We start from the raw sequence: 17,254 nt of genomic DNA, 5'->3' as shown, positions 1-17,254 counted from the left end.
AAATCATGAAAAACAATCTTGTAAAAAACCTGTCCATCATTGCAGTTGTTCTCTCCATGGCGATTATTGGCACGGCCTGCGGCAAGAGTAACAACGCGAATGAGAACGCTGCTAATGCTTCGACGAGTGCGACGGAATCTACTAATGCGGCTAACAATTCCGCTTCTACGAACGATTCGGCTGCAGCGAACAACGCTGCTTCGACTGACGAAGCTGTTTCCGAAGACAACGCGCCAACTGTAATGTCCGGCGTATTTAACGGAATCAATGCGGACAAGACGATCGATATCGAAACTGGCGTTGGCGCGCTTTCCTATAAAGCAAGCGCTGAGATCGCTGACAAGGTAGCCAAATGGGAAGCCGGCACGAAAGTGAAGTTCGAGTACAAAGAAGACACAATCACTACAATCGACAAGGAATAGTCATTCCGAGTATGGAGATTTATGAATGACAACAAAAAGGGACCGTGGAGCACAGCTCCACGGTCCCTTCACATTCCGACCTTAAAGACTCTTCAAGTAATACCCGTATCCCTCTTTCTCCATCTCTTCCTTCGGAATAAACCGAAGAGCAGCGGAGTTGATACAATATCTTAACCGCGTCGGTCCCGGTCCGTCATCGAATACATGGCCGAGATGAGAATCCGCTGCAACACTCCGTACTTCCATTCGAATCATGCCATGGGTCAGATCCTGCTTCTCTTTCACATTAGAGCCGATAATCGGCTTCGTGAAGCTTGGCCAACCGCAATGCGAGTCGAATTTGTCCGCAGAGCTGAATAGCGGTTCGCCGGAGACGATATCGACATAAATGCCTTCCCCATTGAAATCCCAATATTCATTGGCAAATGGCGGCTCCGTGCCGTTATTTTGCGTGACCTCATATTGAATCGGCGTGAGCGCGCTTCGTCTCGATTCGCGGTCCTTCGACGTATTCCAATGCTGCGCGATAAAAGCATCCCGGCCGGAACCTTGGCGATACATCCGGTAACGCAGCGGATTCTTATGATGATAATCCTGGTGGTAATCTTCTGCCGGGTAGAATGGCGCTGCCGGCACAATCTCCGTAGCAATTGGCTTATCGAAACGGCCGCTAGCCGCTAATTCTGCCTTCGAACGCTCAGCGGCAATACGCTGCTCCTCGGAATGAAAGAAGATTGCGCTCCGATACGAGCTTCCGCGATCATGGAACTGACCGCCGGCATCGGTCGGATCGATTTGCCGCCAGTACACTTCAAGCAGCTTTTCATATGGGAAAATCGCCGGATCGAACGTAATTTGCACGACTTCCGCATGTCCCGTCGTCTCCGAGCATACTTCCTGATAGGTCGGATTCACCGTATGTCCGCCCATATAACCAGATACTACGCTCTCGATACCAGGCTGTTCATCGAATGGCTTTACCATACACCAGAAGCATCCGCCGGCGAAGGTCGCTTGCTCGAAACGACTATCTACTCCGTCACTTTTAACTTGATTCTCATCCTCACGCATACGTCTAATCACCTTTCCCACTGGAAGTTTCTATAACGCTATCATACCTCATGCTGCCCGATCTTTCCAAATCGACAGCTTCTCATCTTTCTCACGGTTTTCATGAGAAATTTCTCATGTAAATCTCATAAAACAAGAGAACCGTTGAAATTGCCAGCTTTCGACTCCTAATGGTAAATTGTGGGCGTTTTTTCATATGTTATAGTGGTTAATGACAAATGGCACCTTGCAGAAGCTGGAGGGATTAAACAGATGGAATGGAATAACAAACGTTTACTCAAGAGCGTCCTGAGTGTGAGCCTTTGCGCCACGATCGGATTCGGAGCACTAGCAGTTAGCTCAGCAACACATGCGCACGCCGCAACAGAGAAAACCAAGGAGCTAATCTCCTACGGTGAGAAGTACATAGGCACGCCATATCTATACGGTGCAGTCCCTTTTATGACGAACGCCTTCGATTGCTCATCCTTTACGCAATATGTATACGATAACTTCGATATCAAGCTTCCTCGTACATCTTTTGATCAGGCGTCAAAAGGAACGAAAGTGCCAAAAGGTTATCTGAGCATGGGTGATCTGGTATTCTTCAATACGAATGGATCGAGCATCAGCCACGTTGCAATTTACGCGGGCAACAATAAGATCCTTCACAGCGCGAACAACGGCGTTGAAATCTCGGACCTGAATTCAAGCTATTGGAAGAAAGCTTACGTAACAGCAAGAAGAGTTATCAGCTAATGCAACTCCTACCACTAGCACGAACCCTTACATCAAGAGCAAGCGCATACAACAACGAAAGAAAAAAGAGCTGTATGAAATTTGTGCGATCGTTACAATCGGCACTTGTTTCAATTCCAGCTCTTTTTTCATTCCACTTGTACAATTAAACCCGGAACAGTCCGTACCCGTCAAACTTCACGATCGGTTCGCGATCCTCCGTAAGACCAGCACCTCCCCGGTGCAGTGCAACGTCCACCAGCCATTTCGTAAAGCCAGCGACATTCATGGATTCCATCTCTTGAAGGCTGTAGAAGCCGGCTGAGTCAACCTCGACGCCATCCGGAACCGGTTCGCCGCCAACATAGTCCATCGCGAACGCGATGTATACGTTATGGATGTTGCGGGGATAGTCGCGCACAGCAACGACACTGCGAACCTTCGCATCGATGCCGGCTTCTTCCTTCACCTCGCGGACAATCGTCTCATGAATGAGCTCATGCTGCTCGATATAGCCGCCTGGATTCGTCCAGAAGCCTTTGCCAGGCTCCTGAGCCCGGCGAACGAGAAGTACCTTCTCCTGCCTTACAACCAGCGCGCCGACACCGACGCTATAATTGCCCCAATGCACAAAACTACAACCTTCTGCCGTACACGCTTTACGAGGTGTACCGTCCACGTCACGCACCGTAAGAGGAGCGCCGCAAGTCATACAATAATTAATCTCCATCGCCTACAAGTCTCCCGGTTCGAATTAGAATAGAAGAATGAGAATGCTGTTTTGTTTATCATAGCGCCGAGTAGTGCAGAGTTCAACAACTTCTATTCCATCAACCGAACTTACAGGTGTTTGACATTCACCGTGAACGTCTTAATATCGCCCGAGCTGCCATTGCTGATGAAAGCTGTTAGCGTTACAGTCACATCGCTTTGGCCGCTCGATGGACGATAAAGCAATGTTCCGTTATCTGTGATCAACGATGGATTGCTCGAGTACCAGACGATTTTGCTGCCGTAGTAACCGCTTGTTGGCAGTGTGAGCGCTCCTGTAACGTAGGAGGAGCTGTCGCCGTCCTTATAGCCGATCGCGAGGTCCGTTTTATCCGCTGCCACCATATCGGAACTTGAAAATTCCGGCTTGACCTTCAGCAAGAATATCTTCACATCCGTGGAGGAACCACTGGAGATAATCGCTTGCAACAACACGATAGCGTCAGCTCCGCCAGCTGCTGGGCGATGGATCGTCTTACCGTCAGCCGACAAAATGTTAGCTGCGCTCGTCGTCCATTTGATCGTCGAGCCATTCGGACCGACAGCAGGCAATGTTACCGGTCTTGTGACACGATCAATGTTGTCGGAACCGCCGAATGTAATTTGCAGCGCAGCTTTATCCGCCGCCACGCGCTGTGCATCCGGAAGTCCTTCTTTCACCGTGAGCACGAATATTTTGGTTTCGCCGTAAGTGCCGGATTTAATATCAGCCGTGAGCACCACAACAGCATTACCCGATCCATAATTCGGTCTGACGACGGTTTTGCCATCATTCGAGATGACTGTTGGCAGCATGGAAGTCCATTTGATCGTAGAACCGTTCACGCCTCTGGACGGCAGCTCTGCGAGAGGCTGCGTTACACTGTTAATGGTGTCAGATCCGCCGAACTTGATAGTAAGAGCTGCTGAATCCCTCTGCACGCGCTCCACGTCCGTCATTTGCGGCAGATTGGCTCTGACGATGACACGGAACGTCTTGCTAACCGATGCACTGTTATACTTGATGACCGCCGTTAAATCTACGGCAATATCGACGTTCGTTGCGCGGTGAATCGTTAATCCGTCGTTCGAGATGATGCTTGGATTGCTCGATACCCAACTGATGCTGGAGCCGTTCTTGCCCGTTCTTGGTAAAATAACCGGCAGTGTAACCGATCCTGCATTATCATTGCCGAGATAAGTAATTCCGAGCGCAGATTTATCGGCGTTTACAATGTTTGAATCGTTCTTGCTGCCATTATTGCTGCTGCCTTGCGAACATTCTGCTTTGAAATTCGCGATCATTCGCTTCAGTACAGCGCGCGTCCAATCATTCTTTACCTTGGCAAGCGTAGCATTCAAGCTTGCGACAACCTCATTACATGACTGCAGCTGATTCTTGTTCCAGTCGTCCCTATGATCGTTCCCATGTGCTAGAGCGGTGCTGCTTGCAAATACAAACATCGATAGGACGAGCATGACCACTGCCCACTTCTTCATGTGCCTCTCTCCCAACACCATAAATTAGTGAAAACGCTCCACTATAGATACGTTTCGGCGGCTTGTGACGATTTTCCGGGGTAAAATAGAAATATTTGTGTTTAATGGTGTTAAATGTAAATCCACCTAAGTTCAATCATTGCTTCCTCTGCTGAATCCCGTTATTGCGTTCTCCTTACACTTCAAACGCGTATCCCCAACATAAGGTTGCGGCGCAAAATAAAAAAAACCGCCCGAGGGCGGTTCAACATTTTCCAGCTATATGGCGAACACGTGTCTGCCGATCTTCGTCGTTACTTTACGCGTCAAGATCCACTTCGACTTCGCAGTTGTTGGATTGTAATAATAGAGCGCATTCTTCGTCGGATCCCATCCGCGGACCGCATCCTTCGCGGCCAGGAACGCTGAATTATTCGGGATGAGCCAGTACTGACCATCCGCTACAGCGGTGAATGCGAAAGGCTCGAAGATAACGTCAGTGACCGTCTTCGGGAACAGCGGCGACTTCAGACGATTCATAACGACTGCGCCAACCGCCACCTGGCCTTTATACACCTCTCCACGCGCTTCTGAATAGATGATGCGGGCCAGCTTCGAGAGCTCAGGCTTGTTGACCGAGAGCTTCTTCAGCTTCCTCCACGTTTCTGGACCGGCGATTCCATCCCCTTTGATGCCATTTGCTTTCTGAAAATTAATGACCGCACTGCGAGTGGTCATCCCATATTTGGTCGTAATTGTGTCTTTATAGTAGCCGAGCGTCTGCAGACGGAATTGCAAATCCGCCACATCATTGCTTTGGCTGCCTTGTTTGAGTATTGGGGCAGCTGCTGCTGATACAGGTGCTTGTTCCGATAAACACAAGCCTCCCGTTATAAGCATGACGAATGCCAGCGCCGCCAACTTTTTCTGTTTGATCAAGATGCTTCATTCCCCTCATAACGTTTGGTATGTGGCTGATTGTAGCATGTTCAACGCCTGCCATCCGTTTTAAGGGGAAATTCTAATCATCTAAAAAATCTCTCATTCTGCTCTCATTTTGACAGATTGAGCCAGCAGTCACTTGCTGGGCAGTCTCTTGCTATGCTGTCGCTCTGCGCAGCAAGAGATAGGCGATAAAGCCTAGAACAACCGAAATTGGCAGCAGCGTGTACGCCATATTCACAGCCGTTAGATCCGCCAAATAATGCCCAATCGTAACCCACCAGTCGAAATAAGTCGCCATGTAGGAGAGCAATGTTCCGCCTCCGATGCTGACGATCGCAAGAGTTGTCATTCCAATCTTGCCGAACCGGCGGAAGAAGCAGCCAATCGTAAACCCGGTGACGAACAAACACAGTGAGATCGAGAAGAATACGAGAATTTGCTCCGCTACATTGCCTTCGCTTAGATAAGGCAAGTGGAAGAAATACAGCTGCACGCCCCACCCTACCAAGCCGAAGCCTTCAATATAGGACAGAAGATAGAGCACGATTGAAGTGAAGAGACTCACCATGACAGCCATCAGGATGGTGCCTGCGAAGAAATCTTTGCGCCGAACGCTTAACCCGAGCGCGAACGGGAATGTCTGCGACATCGACAGAATGCCGATAACCCCCATGTAGACAAAGATTGAGGCAATGCCGCCTGTCGTGAGATGCTCATCCATTGGCATGAGTGCAGCGATAAACAAGTTGATGAAGAAGCTTGATCCGAGAATAATCCACGGGAGAAGGACCCATCCCATCTTCTCTCTCATATACATTTTGACAACGCCTTGTACAGGATGCATTAGACGACAGCCTCCTTGCGTGATTTGCTGTTATTCGTTAAATAAACAATGAGCTGTTGAATCGTTACGGGTGCAAAATCAAGCCCTAACGACTCCGCCTTCCGCTGTTCGCTCGCAATAAGGCTCTCATAAATCGAGGCCGACTTGAAGCCGCCAAGGAGCTCTTCGTGAATGACCTTCTTCCCGCTAACGAATGAATCTACTTTCGCCGCTGGTCCAGTCACTGTATACGCTCTGCCGCGAAGCAGATCCGCTTCCTCATCAAGCAGCAGTTTGCCGCCATCAATGACGATAATATGCTCAAGCAGCCGGCTCACTTCATCGATCAAGTGCGTCGATAGAATGACAGTCCGTGGATACAGCGCATAATCCTCCATGAGGCGATCGTAGAACAAGCTTCTTGCCACCGCATCAAGCCCGAGATACGGTTCGTCGAAGATGGTCAGCGGTGCTCGGCTTGCAAGCCCGATTACGATGCCGACAGCCGAGAGCATACCTCTCGATAGCTTCTTCATCCGACGTTTCAATGGAACGCGGAACTCTTCAAGCAGCTCAAGCGCATAACCAGCATCCCAATTTGGGAAAAATAACGCTGCGCTTGCGAGCACGTCATTCACGCGGAATGCATCCGGATACTTCTGGCTTTCTTTGATAAAGCAAACTTGGCGAAGCACATTGTTATTCTCATACGGTTCTTCACTGAAGACACGGAGCTCGCCGCTCGTCTTGAACAGCTGCGCCGTAATCATATGCATGATTGTCGTCTTACCCGCTCCGTTACGACCAAGCAATCCGTAGATCTTGTTCGCTTCTATCGTGAGACTGACATCGTCCACGGCTTTCACTGTGCCGTACGACTTGCTTAAATGGATTGCTTCTACCACTTTCGTACTCATTGCACTCACCCTCTCTTATGAATCATTTCCGTCAATTGCTCTGCCGTGATGCCGAGCTTCTCGGCTTCCCGGATCATCGTGACCACGTACTGCTCGTAAAATTGTTCCTTCCGCTTATCCATCAGCTTCTCTTTGGCGCCAGCTGCTACAAACATGCCGATTCCTCGTTTCTTGTACAGAATTTGCTCATCCACGAGCATGTTGACGCCTTTGGCCGCCGTAGCTGGATTAATACCGTAGAAAGCGGCAAATTGGTTCGTTGAAGGGACCTGCGTTTCTTCGGGCAAGCCGCCTCCGATGATGTCATCCTCGATTCGTTCGGCAATTTGCACGAAGATGGGACGACTGTCGTCGATTTGATTAGCCATCGTCTGTTGCACCACCACTTTGGTTAGTTACTTATGTAACTAACTATACAAGTAACGTGGTATGGAAGTCAACATATGAAATCATAATTCCACGGATGCCCATCCGAAACGCTCATTTCCCGCTCCAGAACGGCACGGCAAAAAGCCGCACTCCCTTGTGAGAGTGCGGCTTTATCGGTCTAATTGCTCTATTCGAACTATTCGAGCTGATGAAGCAATCCTATCCTGAAATACTGAGTACGCCAGTCTGTGAATTCCACGTACAGCTGATGCCGATCTGCTTAAGCACAGCGCATTGAAGCATCGTGACGCCTGAGGTTGAGCCGAAGTTTGCGGGAAGCGACACACCGGTTGCTGCGCCATTCAGCAGCACCTCAGCGTCTTTATATTGCACCACGTATTGCTTACCCTTATAGCTGATGGTACTCACCCACTGCGCGTTGCCATTCACCGTAACCGTATAATCGCCGCCAAGACTGCGAAGCGTATCCTTAAGTGGAACGGAGATCGAGCCGCCAGCAAGAATAGCCGGGAACACGGTTGCTAAGGGCTTGCCGTTAGACAGTATCGTAATATCTCGCCTAATCTCCATTGGCGCATAAACCATATGATCCGGCGACACGGCAGGTCCGCCAGTCTCATTCCAGTTGTCCGCGCCCCAGCCGTAAATTCGCCCTTGAGCATCGAGCGCCAGGAGATGATAGGAACCGGCAGCGATCGTCTTAATCGGTTTCGCGAAGAGGATCTTCTTCCCCTTATCGGCCTTGTTCAGCATATCAAAGCTATACACATCGCCGCTTTGCGTGAGAAGCAGAGCCTTACCAAACATGTAGGAACTAATAGATTTTACTTTCAACTCCGGATGAAAAGGGACCGGCTTCGGATTCGCGCCTTCCGTCATGTTCTTCAGCCAAGCCTTACCGTTAGCGTCAATACAAGCTTGCGCGTAACCAATATCCGTACACTGCGTAAGTGTAGGAAAATCTTTAAGCCGTACAGGTGCTGTCAGCCGGACCTCACCTGCAGTATCGAGGGAAGCGGTGATAGTCCAGACGGTACCGTCCGACTTATACAGATAGACCGTATCGCCTGATGCATATAACGACAACACGTCAGAATTTCTCGTTATTTGCATAGGCTGTACAGTAGCAGCAGCACCGCCTGCAGAAGGCTCCTTGCTTCGCGGCCATGTCCAAACCGTGCCATCAGAAAGAAGTCCGAACCCGAACTTAGCGCCTGCAGCCACTTTGCTCAACCTGCTCAGCGGTTTTACCTGCCTTGGCAGAATTCCTTTTTTCAAATTATCAAGCGAGTTGCCCCACTCCCATACAGTACCGTCATTCTTAACGGCCAGTTGGTACCCGCTTCCGCTCGTCGAGATCGACACGATGTCCGACAATCCAGTCAAACGCACAGGCGCAGCAACAGAAGTAGATACCATATTCTCTTGTATCCCCAGCTCCGACCATAGGTTCCGTCCCCATGTCCATACCGTTCCATCACTGCGCAGTGCAGCCGAGTAGAACGTGCCTGCGATGATTTGAGTAAATACAGGCCTCTCGGAAGGCACAGGCGAGTTAGCGAAACTCGGAACTGTACCTGCAAACAGACTGACTGCCATAATCAGAGCAATCATGGTTTGCTTGCTCAAGCGGCTTATCCGGTAACGTCTCATGATTCGTACTCCCCTTCTATCTTTTGAAATAATCGATACTTCTTAAACGCCTAGATCCATACGAATGTTGCGCACGATTGCGGTTCATGATTACAATAAAGCTATACAAGTTAGCGTTAGAAAGGCGGGATGCGCGTGAACATCATTAAAGTAAAGGATCGTCAGGAGCTCGATCGCAGAACACCGACGATGCCTTGGTATATTGAGAAGTTTATCGGCTACAAGCTGCCGGATCTGTCCCCATCCTCGCTGCTCGAATATGTTCGCGATTACGATACGTTCTTATCTTGGCTTATTGTCGAAGGATTAGCCGCAGGACCGACGATCCGCGACGTCACGTTGGAAGAGCTGGAGAAGCTCCATATGGACAGTATCGATACGTTCAAAATGCACCTTATGACGCGTCCAGACGGGGCTAACGGCAGAACGACCATCTCCCGCAAGCTGTCCTCGCTTCGTTCGCTCTTTCATTACTTGAGCCAAATTGCCGAGGATGAGAACTTCTACCCGCTTCTGAAGCGGAATGTGATGGCGAAGGTTTCGATCAAACGGACGGCGAAGCCGAAGGATACGGCCGCCAAGCTGGAAGGGAAGCTGCTGCAGGAGCAGGAGATCGACGAGTTTATTCGCTACATAAACGAGGATTATGGCACAGAGATGGCGACGAACAAGCAGGCGCTCTACTCCTACCAGAACAATCGGACGAGAGATACGACGATTGTCAGTCTTATTCTCAATTCCGGACTTCGGGTATCGGAAGTGTTCAATTTGAACGTGGATGATCTCGATATCAAGAAGCGGCTGCTCTACGTGTACCGCAAAGGCAAGAACGACGATACGTTCAAGACGCCCGTCTACTTCCGCCAAGAGGCAATTCGAGACCTGCAGCTCTATCTGGCGCAGCGGGATTCGCAGTACAAAGCGCCGAAGCGGGAAAAAGCGCTTTTCCTCGCCATTGCCAATGGCAAGAAGGAAGGCGCACGAATGACCAAGCGCGCCATTCAAGAGATGGTCATCAAGTATGCGAAGCGGTTCGGCAAGCCTTATCTGTCGGTACATAAGCTGCGCCATTCGTTTGCGACGGATTACTACTTGCGTAACGACCTATATAAGACGCAAGAGCAATTAGGTCATGCGTCGCCTGAGACCACGCAGATCTATGCGCATCTGACAGACAAGACGATGGCTGAAGCGATCGACCGCCAGAAGGAAGCTTAGGTTAAAATGCTAAAAAACAGGAGCCGCGAACGTTTGTTCTCAATCGTTTCGAGGCTTCTTTCCATTTTCTTCGTATTTGTTGTTTTCTTTGCTCGCTTTTGTCGTAAGTTTAATAAGGGCATGCGAAAAGTGAGGTGGTTGATATGGAGTATGGATTATTACTACGTGTCGTTTTGGCGGGCATTTGCGGAGCAGTGATTGGATTTGAGCGTAAAAACAGAATGAAAGAAGCAGGTATACGAACCCACTTTGTTGTGGCGGCTGGAGCGGCACTGATGATGTTAATATCGAAGTATGGATTTGGAGATATGACAGACAAGAGCGGGATCGCTCTCGATCCATCACGTATTGCTGCCCAAGTTGTAAGCGGTGTTGGATTTCTTGGAGCCGGAATGATATTCATGCAGCGCCATACGATAAAAGGGCTCACAACGGCAGCTGGAATATGGTTGTCTGCTGGAATAGGCATGGCGATCGGTGCTGATCTTTATATCATGGGTATTGGCACGACTATTCTTATGATGATCGCCCAAAAGCTGCTGCATAGCAAAATTCATTGGTTAACGTCTCCTAAGACAGAACAGTTATCCATACGAATGAGTAATGAGAACGACGCTGTAAACGTTGTTCTGAATTTTCTTAAAGAGAAAGAGATAACCATCTTTACAGTTTCATACCGAGAAACGAGAAGCGACATCCGAAGTGGGTTTAGATATTACCGTCAAGCTCCCCCAGAATTTCGAGATGGAACACTTGATCATACTCATCCAAGACGTCCCTTCAGTGACTGTTGTAGAAGTTCAATAGTAATTGAAAGACGTGAAAGACCGCCAATCCCAATTGAGGGAAAAGCGGTCTTTTTGATTTATTCAACCGATTGATAGATTTCCGTCTCGAGCTTGGATGTATCTTCATCCCAATGGCCGTATACCTCGACTCCTGGATGAGCAGCTTTCAAGCCTGCTTCGGCGGCTGCGGCATGAATACGATCATAGGCGTCGCAGAGGCGATCATAGGGACCGATATGCTTGCAGTAAGCGTACGAGCTGAGTGTAACATTGAATGCCCTCAGGTTGTGCGCGATCTCCGCCGCTTCCGGCTTTAATTCCACACCGGCAATCACCTCATCGTCACGCCCATAGATCATATGGTTGATGCCGAGATGCGGCAGCTTCTTCGCACCGATCTCGCCCCACAGCTGATCCATAAGCTCTCGTACATCGCTGCTGTAGCTTGTCCCTTGCTGGTGCTTCTTCGATACCCCGTAAATCACGAACGTTCTCGGCTCGCGGATCAATTGTACGTCCTGCATTCGCTTCTAGCACGCCCCTCTCAATCGGATACAATACTACGATGATTGTACAATATGGGTTTGAACGGAAGCTAGCACTTCATCGATTGCGATTTGGACAGCAGGCGAGTTGCTGCTGCGTTCCTTCCATTCGACCTTGCCTTCCGCGATCCCCTTCCCGATGACGACACGAAGCGGGATCCCGATCAAGTCGCTATCCTTCAGCTTCACGCCGAGTCGTTCTTCTCGGTCATCAAGGAGCACTTCGATGCCAGCTCCAGTCAGCTCAGCATACAAGCGCTCAGCTGCTTCCATCTGCGCGGCATCCTGATGCGCAACCGGGATGAGGTGCACCGCATATGGCGCAACGGTTGCTGGCCACATCATGCCGCTGTCATCGTTATTTTGCTCTATGATGGCTGAGAGCAGGCGGCTGACCCCGATTCCGTAGCAGCCCATAATGATTGGATGGGTCTCGCCTGCCGCGTTCACGAATTGTGCGCCAAGCTTCTCGCTGTACTTCGTTCCCAGCTTGAAGACATGCCCAATCTCAATGCCGCGGATAATCGCAAGCTTGCCGTCTGCACAGTTCGGGCATGAATCGCCTTCCTGCACGTTCCGGAAGTCCCCAACTTGCGTGAGTGCAAAATCACGTCCTGGCACAACATTGCGGCTGTGATAGTCCGTCACATTAGCACCGGAGATCGCGCTAGGCAGGATGCTCACGGCGTAGTCGACAAGAATTGGCACTGTCAGACCAACAGGACCTGCGAAGCCTGTTCCGGCTCCTGTGACGCGTTTGACGGTCTCGCTATCCGCAAGTTCAAGCGTAATCGCATCGAGCGCATTTTTCACTTTCGTCTCGTTGATGCTGTGATCACCGCGTACAAGTACGGCAACCGGCTTGCCATCTGCCACATAAATCAGCGTCTTAATCAGCTCGGCACCGCTGACGCCAAGCCCTTCGATCAGCTCTTCAATGGACCGCATGCCTGGCGTGTGGAATTGCTGAGGTGCGGCTGTTTCACGCGTGACAGCGGAAATGCGACGCTCATCTGAAGCCAGCTCCATCGATTCGCGGCTTACCGCCTTCTCCATATTCGCCGCATAATTGCAGCAGCTGCACGTAACGACATCGTCTTCACCGGATTCGGCAATCGCCATGAACTCATGCGTGCCGCCTTCGCCGCCGATCGAACCGGCGTCCGCTTCTACTGCGCGGAATTGCAGGCCGCAACGTTCAAAGATCCGATGATACGCGTCATACATCGAGCGATACGTCTTATCAAGCCCTTCCCGATCCGTATCGAAGGAGTAGGCATCCTTCATCACGAACTCCTTGCAGCGCAGCAGGCCAAAGCGCGGACGGCGCTCGTCGCGGAACTTCGTCTGCACCTGATAGAGCGTCACCGGAAGCTTCCTGTACGTTGATATCTCTTGTGCCACGAGCTGCGTAATGACCTCCTCGTGCGTTGGGCCAAGCGCAAACTCGCGTCCGCCGCGGTCCTGCAGCCGGACAAGCTCCGGTCCGTATACTTCGTAGCGGCCGGATTGCTGCCACAGCTCAGCAGGCTGCAATGCCGGCAGCAGCACCTCTTGCGCGCCAGTGCGGTCGATCTCCTCGCGCACAATCGCTTCGATCTTCCGCAGCACGCGGCGGCCAAGCGGCAGGAACGAGTAGACTCCTGCCGACAGCTGGCGGATATAGCCGCCCTTCACAAGCAGCTGATGACTGATCGCTTCGGCGTCTGCTGGTATTTCTCTCATCGTTGGAATGAATGCTTGCTTTTGTCTCATCGGATACGGGTCCCCTCCACCAGATAAATAAGCGCGCACCCATCCCTGGTTAAGGGACGAGTGCGCGCTCTCGTGGTACCACCCAAAATTCAGCCTGTTCGCACCGAACCGTTCTTGTTCTGATCGTGCGAATAAGACTCTTTTGCTCTTGATAACGGGAAGACCCGGCTGCAAATACGAATGCAAGTTCCTTGCAGCGACTACAAGGTCGGGCAACTCTAGCTGCTGCGGGAAGCCTCTCAGCCTAAGAGCTTCCTCTCTGGACGCAGTCAACGTCTAAAGCGCGTATCCTTGATCAATGTCGTTGAAGTTTGTTGAGAAATAAATTACAACAAGTTGCAAGAGAAGTCAACGGTCAGATGCCTCCGATTCTATTTGTTAACATATTTTATGTTATGTAAACTAATTTACCTAGCTGTATAAAATTGGAATCACAAGCAGCTTCCAGCCCATTCCAGAGGAATTTTGAGCAACGATAGCGAATGTGGTCCATGTACACTCTTGAAAACGCTTTCCACCCCAAACTTCCCACCCCAAAGGAGGATGCCATGTCATATGAACATGAACTGAAGCAGCATTTTCATAAACTGGAGAGCTTATCGCTCGCACTCTCAATTGGCGCATTACATGTGGACGTGATGAAGCTGAATTATGTACCGCCTGGACCGAATTGGTATGCGCCGCCTCATAAGCATTCCTCGTATGAGTTTCATTTTATTACGGAAGACAAAGGCTTCGGTAGTATGGGAAACACTCCATTCAACGTGGAAGCAGGCATGCTGTACTTAACTGGACCCGAGGTCGTTCATACCCAATTGACGGACAAGACTGAGCCGATGGCAGAGCTTTGCCTGCAATGTCAGTTCGAGATCGATGCGATCGCCTATTTCGCTTCCCAGCAAGAAGCAAGGCAGCTGCTCACGATTCTAAGCACACCGGTGAATGGTGCAGTCCACGATCAATTTGGCGCTATTCCTCTCTTCTTTGCCTGCGCGAAGGAAGCCAATAATTCGTATGTCGGACATTACTCCCTCATTCGCTGCCTCATCGCCGAGATATTGTTGCTTCAGCAAGGGCTCTCGGAGGTTCGCAGCTGAAAGCGACATACATCATTCCTGTGAAAGAACCCGGCTACGAGATTATACAAGATTCGATTCTCTTCCTCGAAGATAACTACCAGCATCCGATTTCCCTCGAGCATGTCGCCGATCACGCTCACTTCAGCGCTCGTCATCTCGGCCGTATGTTCAAGCTCATTACCGGCAGAACGATCAATCAGTATCTCACCGATATCCGCATGAACCGTGCTATTCACCTGCTTCGCCACACCGACTACTCCTTAAAATGTATCGCGAAAGAAATCGGCTACGCGGACGGCAGCTATTTAAGCCAGTTATTCAAACGCGTCTACGGTTATCCGCCAAGTGAAATTCGAATCCTGTCCGAAAAATATACGCCAGCATCAGAGGATTCCGCTCCTTCCAAGCATCTAAGCACTCGCGAGCTCTTTCACTAGTGCCAAGACCGCGTCCTGAATGTCCAGTACGCAGATCCGCCAAACCCTTTTACAATTACGAATGAAGGCGCATTTCGGTGTAACAATCATTCGAAAGGTGGTTTGATGAATGGTTCAAGTCAAACGATGGTCGGTCGCGATGTTGATTGCCGTAGTAATGCTTACCGCATTTGCCTTCTCAGGGGTGAAGCAAGCCGCGGCCGCAGGACCGCAAGGGCTTCAGTTTGGCCGTCCTATTGACGATTCAGGCAACATCCTCATCACAGATCAAGTTGCGCAGGAGCTTGCAGACAGCGGAGCGGGCTTCGTTCGGCTCAACTTCCGCTTAGGTCCGTATACCTCAGATACGACAGCCTTCTATAACACATACGATACGATAGTGAACCGACTGCGCAGCAAAGGGCTCCAGGTTATCGGCCTGCTCTCGAACGAATCATGGCCAGGCACGCAGAGCGATTGGACCGAGAACAACGCGGAAAATAACGTCAGCGGCAATGGCTATAACGACTTTATCGATGCATTCGGCTATATGGCCGGTCGTGTAGCGGGTCATTATGACGGGGTCATTAAGTACTGGGAAGTTTGGAATGAGCCGAACTGTTGGGGCTCTAACCCTTCCCCAGGCGTGTATACGGGATGCTCGTATATCTATCCGTCGAACTTTGCCGCGATGCTTGGTCACGTATATACGCAGATGAAGTACTACAACAACTACGATGTCCAGGTCATCAGCGGCGGCGTATTCGGCCATGATATCGCTGGCTACTCGTCGGGCAGCGCAGGTGCTGACTATATCAGCGATACCTATTACGAAGGCACGGCAGTCGGCAGCTGGAATTGGATTCACGACCACACCGGCTCTTACCCGCTCGATCACATTGGTCAGCACGTCTATATCGACCAAGGCGGAGCGGTGAATACGACGCAGCTGAACAACTATATCAACTACATTCATGACGCTTATGCGGCATATGAAGGCTCAGGTACGACGAAGAAAATATTCATGACCGAGATCGGCTGGACGACAGATGAGGTGTCCGAATCGGTTCAAGCATCCAACATCACGTCGGCCTACAACGTGATGAAAGCATCACCGTATGTGCAAACTGCGGTATGGTTCTATTTGCAGGATGAGCCGGATTTGAAATATGGCATCTTCAAGACGACAGGCTTCGGCTCCTCGGACAAAAAGACCGGTTGGACGAATTACCGGAACGCAAGCGCCTATGAAGGCAAGTTATCGAATGGCACGACGAACACCAATATTCTGAACTACTTCAATGCTCACGGCGGCATGGCAACGAACGGCTCGCCATATGATAACGGCGGCAGCGCTTATGTTCACTATTGGGATTACGGTTATGTGCAGGATTACGACGGCGGCAGTATTGGCGCTAGCTGCATCATGACGAGCGCGAGCGGTACGTTCCAGGTCCGGAGCGGGTTCTGGGAGACCTATCTGCAAGGCTCGAACCACTCTTATCTCCAGTTCCCGACCGGCGATGAGTTCGCTTATGGCGCAGGAACACGGCAGAATTTCCAAGGCGGCTACTTGACGTGGGATCCGACGAACGGCGTTGTTGTACACTGAATGGCGATTAGGAAAGGAAAAGGGAACGGGAAAGGAGCTGTCCCGGTGCGGGATAGCTCCTTTCTGTTAGTAAAGAGTCCAGCTGATTTTGCTTGGCCTCCGGATCACCTAGGACCCCATTGCTATAATGGATTTATCCACTCTAATCTCCAGATATTAGGGCAAATATGCTGCTATAATGGATTTTTCCATTCATTTGGAGTTAAAAAAGCCTAATTAGGGGGTGTTGAGCAAAAATGAGTGGATTTTTGAGATTTTTGCAACATAGCATGCCGTTTCCGCCCAAATTGCGTTTCCATGATGGATTTATCCAACATAGCCCACGAACACAAGGCATCATCGAATCGAGTAGGAGGAGGCGGCTAGCCTCCGTCCTCTCACACCACCGTACATGCGGGTCCGCATACGGCGGTTCCAAAAGGTTAACAAAGCTCCAAATAACGAGAAAGCATACTCTTCAGCCCTTTCACTTCCCAATAGGAAGTCGGAAGGGCGTTGTTTGTGTTTCGGGACATTTCCCATGCACCACGCCTTGAATTCGCCATGATCAGACTCGCCCATTTTGGTACGCCAAGTGCTCGAAGCTCGCGGATCCGGGTGCGTACCCGTTTCCATTGCTTCCACAGACACATTCGAAGTCTTCGGCGTATCCATTGATCGAATCGTTCGCAGTG

The 17,254-nt window shown here is 50.4% G+C and carries 18 protein-coding genes; 7 read left to right on the top strand and 11 right to left on the bottom strand.

The annotated features are described in order from the left end of the window. Positions 1-5 precede the first annotated feature (5 nt). Complete coding sequence (locus A8990_RS26395; RefSeq protein WP_116192027.1) at positions 6-422, top strand: hypothetical protein; 417 nt, start codon at positions 6-8, stop codon at positions 420-422. Positions 423-503: 81 nt separating this feature from the next. Here A8990_RS26395 and msrA read toward each other — a convergent pair whose 3' ends face one another. Then, complete coding sequence (msrA, locus tag A8990_RS26390) at positions 504-1,493, bottom strand: peptide-methionine (S)-S-oxide reductase MsrA (protein WP_116192026.1); 990 nt, start codon at positions 1,491-1,493, stop codon at positions 504-506. A 252-nt stretch (positions 1,494-1,745) separates the two neighbouring features. On the opposite strand from msrA, the gene A8990_RS26385 reads away from it, so the two are divergent. Continuing rightward, positions 1,746-2,231 carry a C40 family peptidase gene (locus A8990_RS26385; protein WP_116192025.1) on the top strand — a complete coding sequence of 162 codons (486 nt, stop codon included), beginning with the start codon at positions 1,746-1,748 and terminating at the stop codon, positions 2,229-2,231. A 145-nt stretch (positions 2,232-2,376) separates the two neighbouring features. Here the strand turns inward: A8990_RS26385 and A8990_RS26380 are convergent, their stop codons facing one another. From A8990_RS26380 to A8990_RS26350, 7 genes are all read right to left on the bottom strand, one after another. Further along, on the bottom strand, positions 2,377-2,940 hold the full coding sequence (locus tag A8990_RS26380) for an NUDIX domain-containing protein (protein ID WP_116192024.1): 564 nt from the start codon (positions 2,938-2,940) through the stop codon (positions 2,377-2,379). 110 nt (positions 2,941-3,050) lie between these two features. After that, complete coding sequence (locus A8990_RS26375) at positions 3,051-4,460, bottom strand: immunoglobulin-like domain-containing protein (protein WP_116192023.1); 1,410 nt, start codon at positions 4,458-4,460, stop codon at positions 3,051-3,053. A 258-nt stretch (positions 4,461-4,718) separates the two neighbouring features. Then, on the bottom strand, positions 4,719-5,339 hold the full coding sequence (locus tag A8990_RS26370; protein ID WP_116192059.1) for a cell wall hydrolase: 621 nt from the start codon (positions 5,337-5,339) through the stop codon (positions 4,719-4,721). Between the two features lie 199 nt (positions 5,340-5,538). Beyond that, the gene (locus A8990_RS26365; protein ID WP_116192022.1) at positions 5,539-6,228 is read right to left on the bottom strand and encodes a hypothetical protein; all 690 of its coding nucleotides are present in this window, start codon (positions 6,226-6,228) and stop codon (positions 5,539-5,541) included. Further along, positions 6,228-7,124, bottom strand: coding sequence for an ABC transporter ATP-binding protein (locus tag A8990_RS26360; RefSeq protein WP_116192021.1), 897 nt, complete (start codon positions 7,122-7,124; stop codon positions 6,228-6,230). Before A8990_RS26360 ends, A8990_RS26365 begins: the two co-directional genes overlap by 1 nt. Positions 7,125-7,129: 5 nt before the next feature. Further along, positions 7,130-7,492: a GntR family transcriptional regulator gene (locus A8990_RS26355; protein ID WP_116192020.1), complete on the bottom strand. Its 363-nt coding sequence runs from the start codon at positions 7,490-7,492 to the stop codon at positions 7,130-7,132. A gap of 220 nt (positions 7,493-7,712) precedes the next feature. After that, the gene (locus A8990_RS26350; protein ID WP_116192019.1) at positions 7,713-9,167 is read right to left on the bottom strand and encodes an RCC1 domain-containing protein; all 1,455 of its coding nucleotides are present in this window, start codon (positions 9,165-9,167) and stop codon (positions 7,713-7,715) included. 135 nt (positions 9,168-9,302) lie between these two features. Here A8990_RS26350 and xerS point away from each other — a divergent pair, with 135 nt between their 5' ends. Next, positions 9,303-10,385, top strand: coding sequence for a tyrosine recombinase XerS (gene xerS / locus A8990_RS26345; protein WP_116192058.1), 1,083 nt, complete (start codon positions 9,303-9,305; stop codon positions 10,383-10,385). Between the two features lie 143 nt (positions 10,386-10,528). Next, a complete protein-coding gene (locus A8990_RS26340) occupies positions 10,529-11,266 on the top strand; it encodes an MgtC/SapB family protein (RefSeq protein WP_245996233.1) in 738 nt (245 codons plus the stop codon). Here A8990_RS26340 and A8990_RS26335 read toward each other — a convergent pair. Both A8990_RS26335 and A8990_RS26330 read right to left on the bottom strand, forming a co-directional pair. Then, positions 11,251-11,697, bottom strand: a complete 447-nt coding sequence (locus tag A8990_RS26335) for a GyrI-like domain-containing protein (protein ID WP_116192018.1) — start codon at positions 11,695-11,697, stop codon at positions 11,251-11,253. The genes A8990_RS26340 and A8990_RS26335 overlap by 16 nt on opposite strands. A 36-nt stretch (positions 11,698-11,733) precedes the next feature. Then, positions 11,734-13,473, bottom strand: a complete 1,740-nt coding sequence (locus A8990_RS26330; RefSeq protein WP_116192017.1) for a proline--tRNA ligase — start codon at positions 13,471-13,473, stop codon at positions 11,734-11,736. Positions 13,474-14,021: 548 nt separating this feature from the next. Between A8990_RS26330 and A8990_RS26325 the strand changes: the two genes are divergently transcribed. From A8990_RS26325 to A8990_RS26315, 3 genes are all read left to right on the top strand, one after another. Further along, a complete protein-coding gene (locus A8990_RS26325; protein WP_181909792.1) occupies positions 14,022-14,570 on the top strand; it encodes an AraC family ligand binding domain-containing protein in 549 nt (182 codons plus the stop codon). A 20-nt stretch (positions 14,571-14,590) separates the two neighbouring features. Then, positions 14,591-14,989, top strand: coding sequence for a helix-turn-helix domain-containing protein (locus A8990_RS26320; protein WP_181909791.1), 399 nt, complete (start codon positions 14,591-14,593; stop codon positions 14,987-14,989). A gap of 109 nt (positions 14,990-15,098) precedes the next feature. Then, a complete protein-coding gene (locus tag A8990_RS26315; RefSeq protein WP_116192014.1) occupies positions 15,099-16,580 on the top strand; it encodes an LGFP repeat-containing protein in 1,482 nt (493 codons plus the stop codon). 422 nt (positions 16,581-17,002) lie between these two features. On the opposite strand, the gene A8990_RS31885 is transcribed toward A8990_RS26315, so the two are convergent. Beyond that, positions 17,003-17,254, bottom strand: a 252-nt coding sequence (locus A8990_RS31885) for a group II intron maturase-specific domain-containing protein (RefSeq protein WP_342772948.1), incomplete at its 5' end; no start/stop codon positions are given.

The sequence above is a fragment of the Paenibacillus taihuensis genome (assembly GCF_003386535.1).
GTDB classification, from domain to species: domain Bacteria; phylum Bacillota; class Bacilli; order Paenibacillales; family Paenibacillaceae; genus Paenibacillus_Z; species Paenibacillus_Z taihuensis.
This window is presented reverse-complemented; position numbering and strand designations above follow the sequence as displayed.

Excerpts from the sequence above, each read along its gene's own strand:
- A8990_RS26395 (WP_116192027.1), top strand. The coding sequence starts at position 6 with ATGAAAAACAATCTTGTAAAAAACCTGTCCATCATTGCAGTTGTTCTC.
- msrA (WP_116192026.1), bottom strand. The coding sequence starts at position 1,493 with ATGCGTGAGGATGAGAATCAAGTTAAAAGTGACGGAGTAGATAGTCGT.
- A8990_RS26385 (WP_116192025.1), top strand. The coding sequence starts at position 1,746 with ATGGAATGGAATAACAAACGTTTACTCAAGAGCGTCCTGAGTGTGAGC.
- A8990_RS26380 (WP_116192024.1), bottom strand. The coding sequence starts at position 2,940 with ATGGAGATTAATTATTGTATGACTTGCGGCGCTCCTCTTACGGTGCGT.
- A8990_RS26375 (WP_116192023.1), bottom strand. The coding sequence starts at position 4,460 with ATGAAGAAGTGGGCAGTGGTCATGCTCGTCCTATCGATGTTTGTATTT.
- A8990_RS26370 (WP_116192059.1), bottom strand. The coding sequence starts at position 5,339 with ATGCTTATAACGGGAGGCTTGTGTTTATCGGAACAAGCACCTGTATCA.
- A8990_RS26365 (WP_116192022.1), bottom strand. The coding sequence starts at position 6,228 with ATGCATCCTGTACAAGGCGTTGTCAAAATGTATATGAGAGAGAAGATG.
- A8990_RS26360 (WP_116192021.1), bottom strand. The coding sequence starts at position 7,124 with ATGAGTACGAAAGTGGTAGAAGCAATCCATTTAAGCAAGTCGTACGGC.
- A8990_RS26355 (WP_116192020.1), bottom strand. The coding sequence starts at position 7,492 with ATGGCTAATCAAATCGACGACAGTCGTCCCATCTTCGTGCAAATTGCC.
- A8990_RS26350 (WP_116192019.1), bottom strand. The coding sequence starts at position 9,167 with ATGAGACGTTACCGGATAAGCCGCTTGAGCAAGCAAACCATGATTGCT.
- A8990_RS26340 (WP_245996233.1), top strand. The coding sequence starts at position 10,529 with ATGGAGTATGGATTATTACTACGTGTCGTTTTGGCGGGCATTTGCGGA.
- A8990_RS26335 (WP_116192018.1), bottom strand. The coding sequence starts at position 11,697 with ATGCAGGACGTACAATTGATCCGCGAGCCGAGAACGTTCGTGATTTAC.
- A8990_RS26330 (WP_116192017.1), bottom strand. The coding sequence starts at position 13,473 with ATGAGACAAAAGCAAGCATTCATTCCAACGATGAGAGAAATACCAGCA.
- A8990_RS26325 (WP_181909792.1), top strand. The coding sequence starts at position 14,022 with ATGTCATATGAACATGAACTGAAGCAGCATTTTCATAAACTGGAGAGC.
- A8990_RS26315 (WP_116192014.1), top strand. The coding sequence starts at position 15,099 with ATGGTTCAAGTCAAACGATGGTCGGTCGCGATGTTGATTGCCGTAGTA.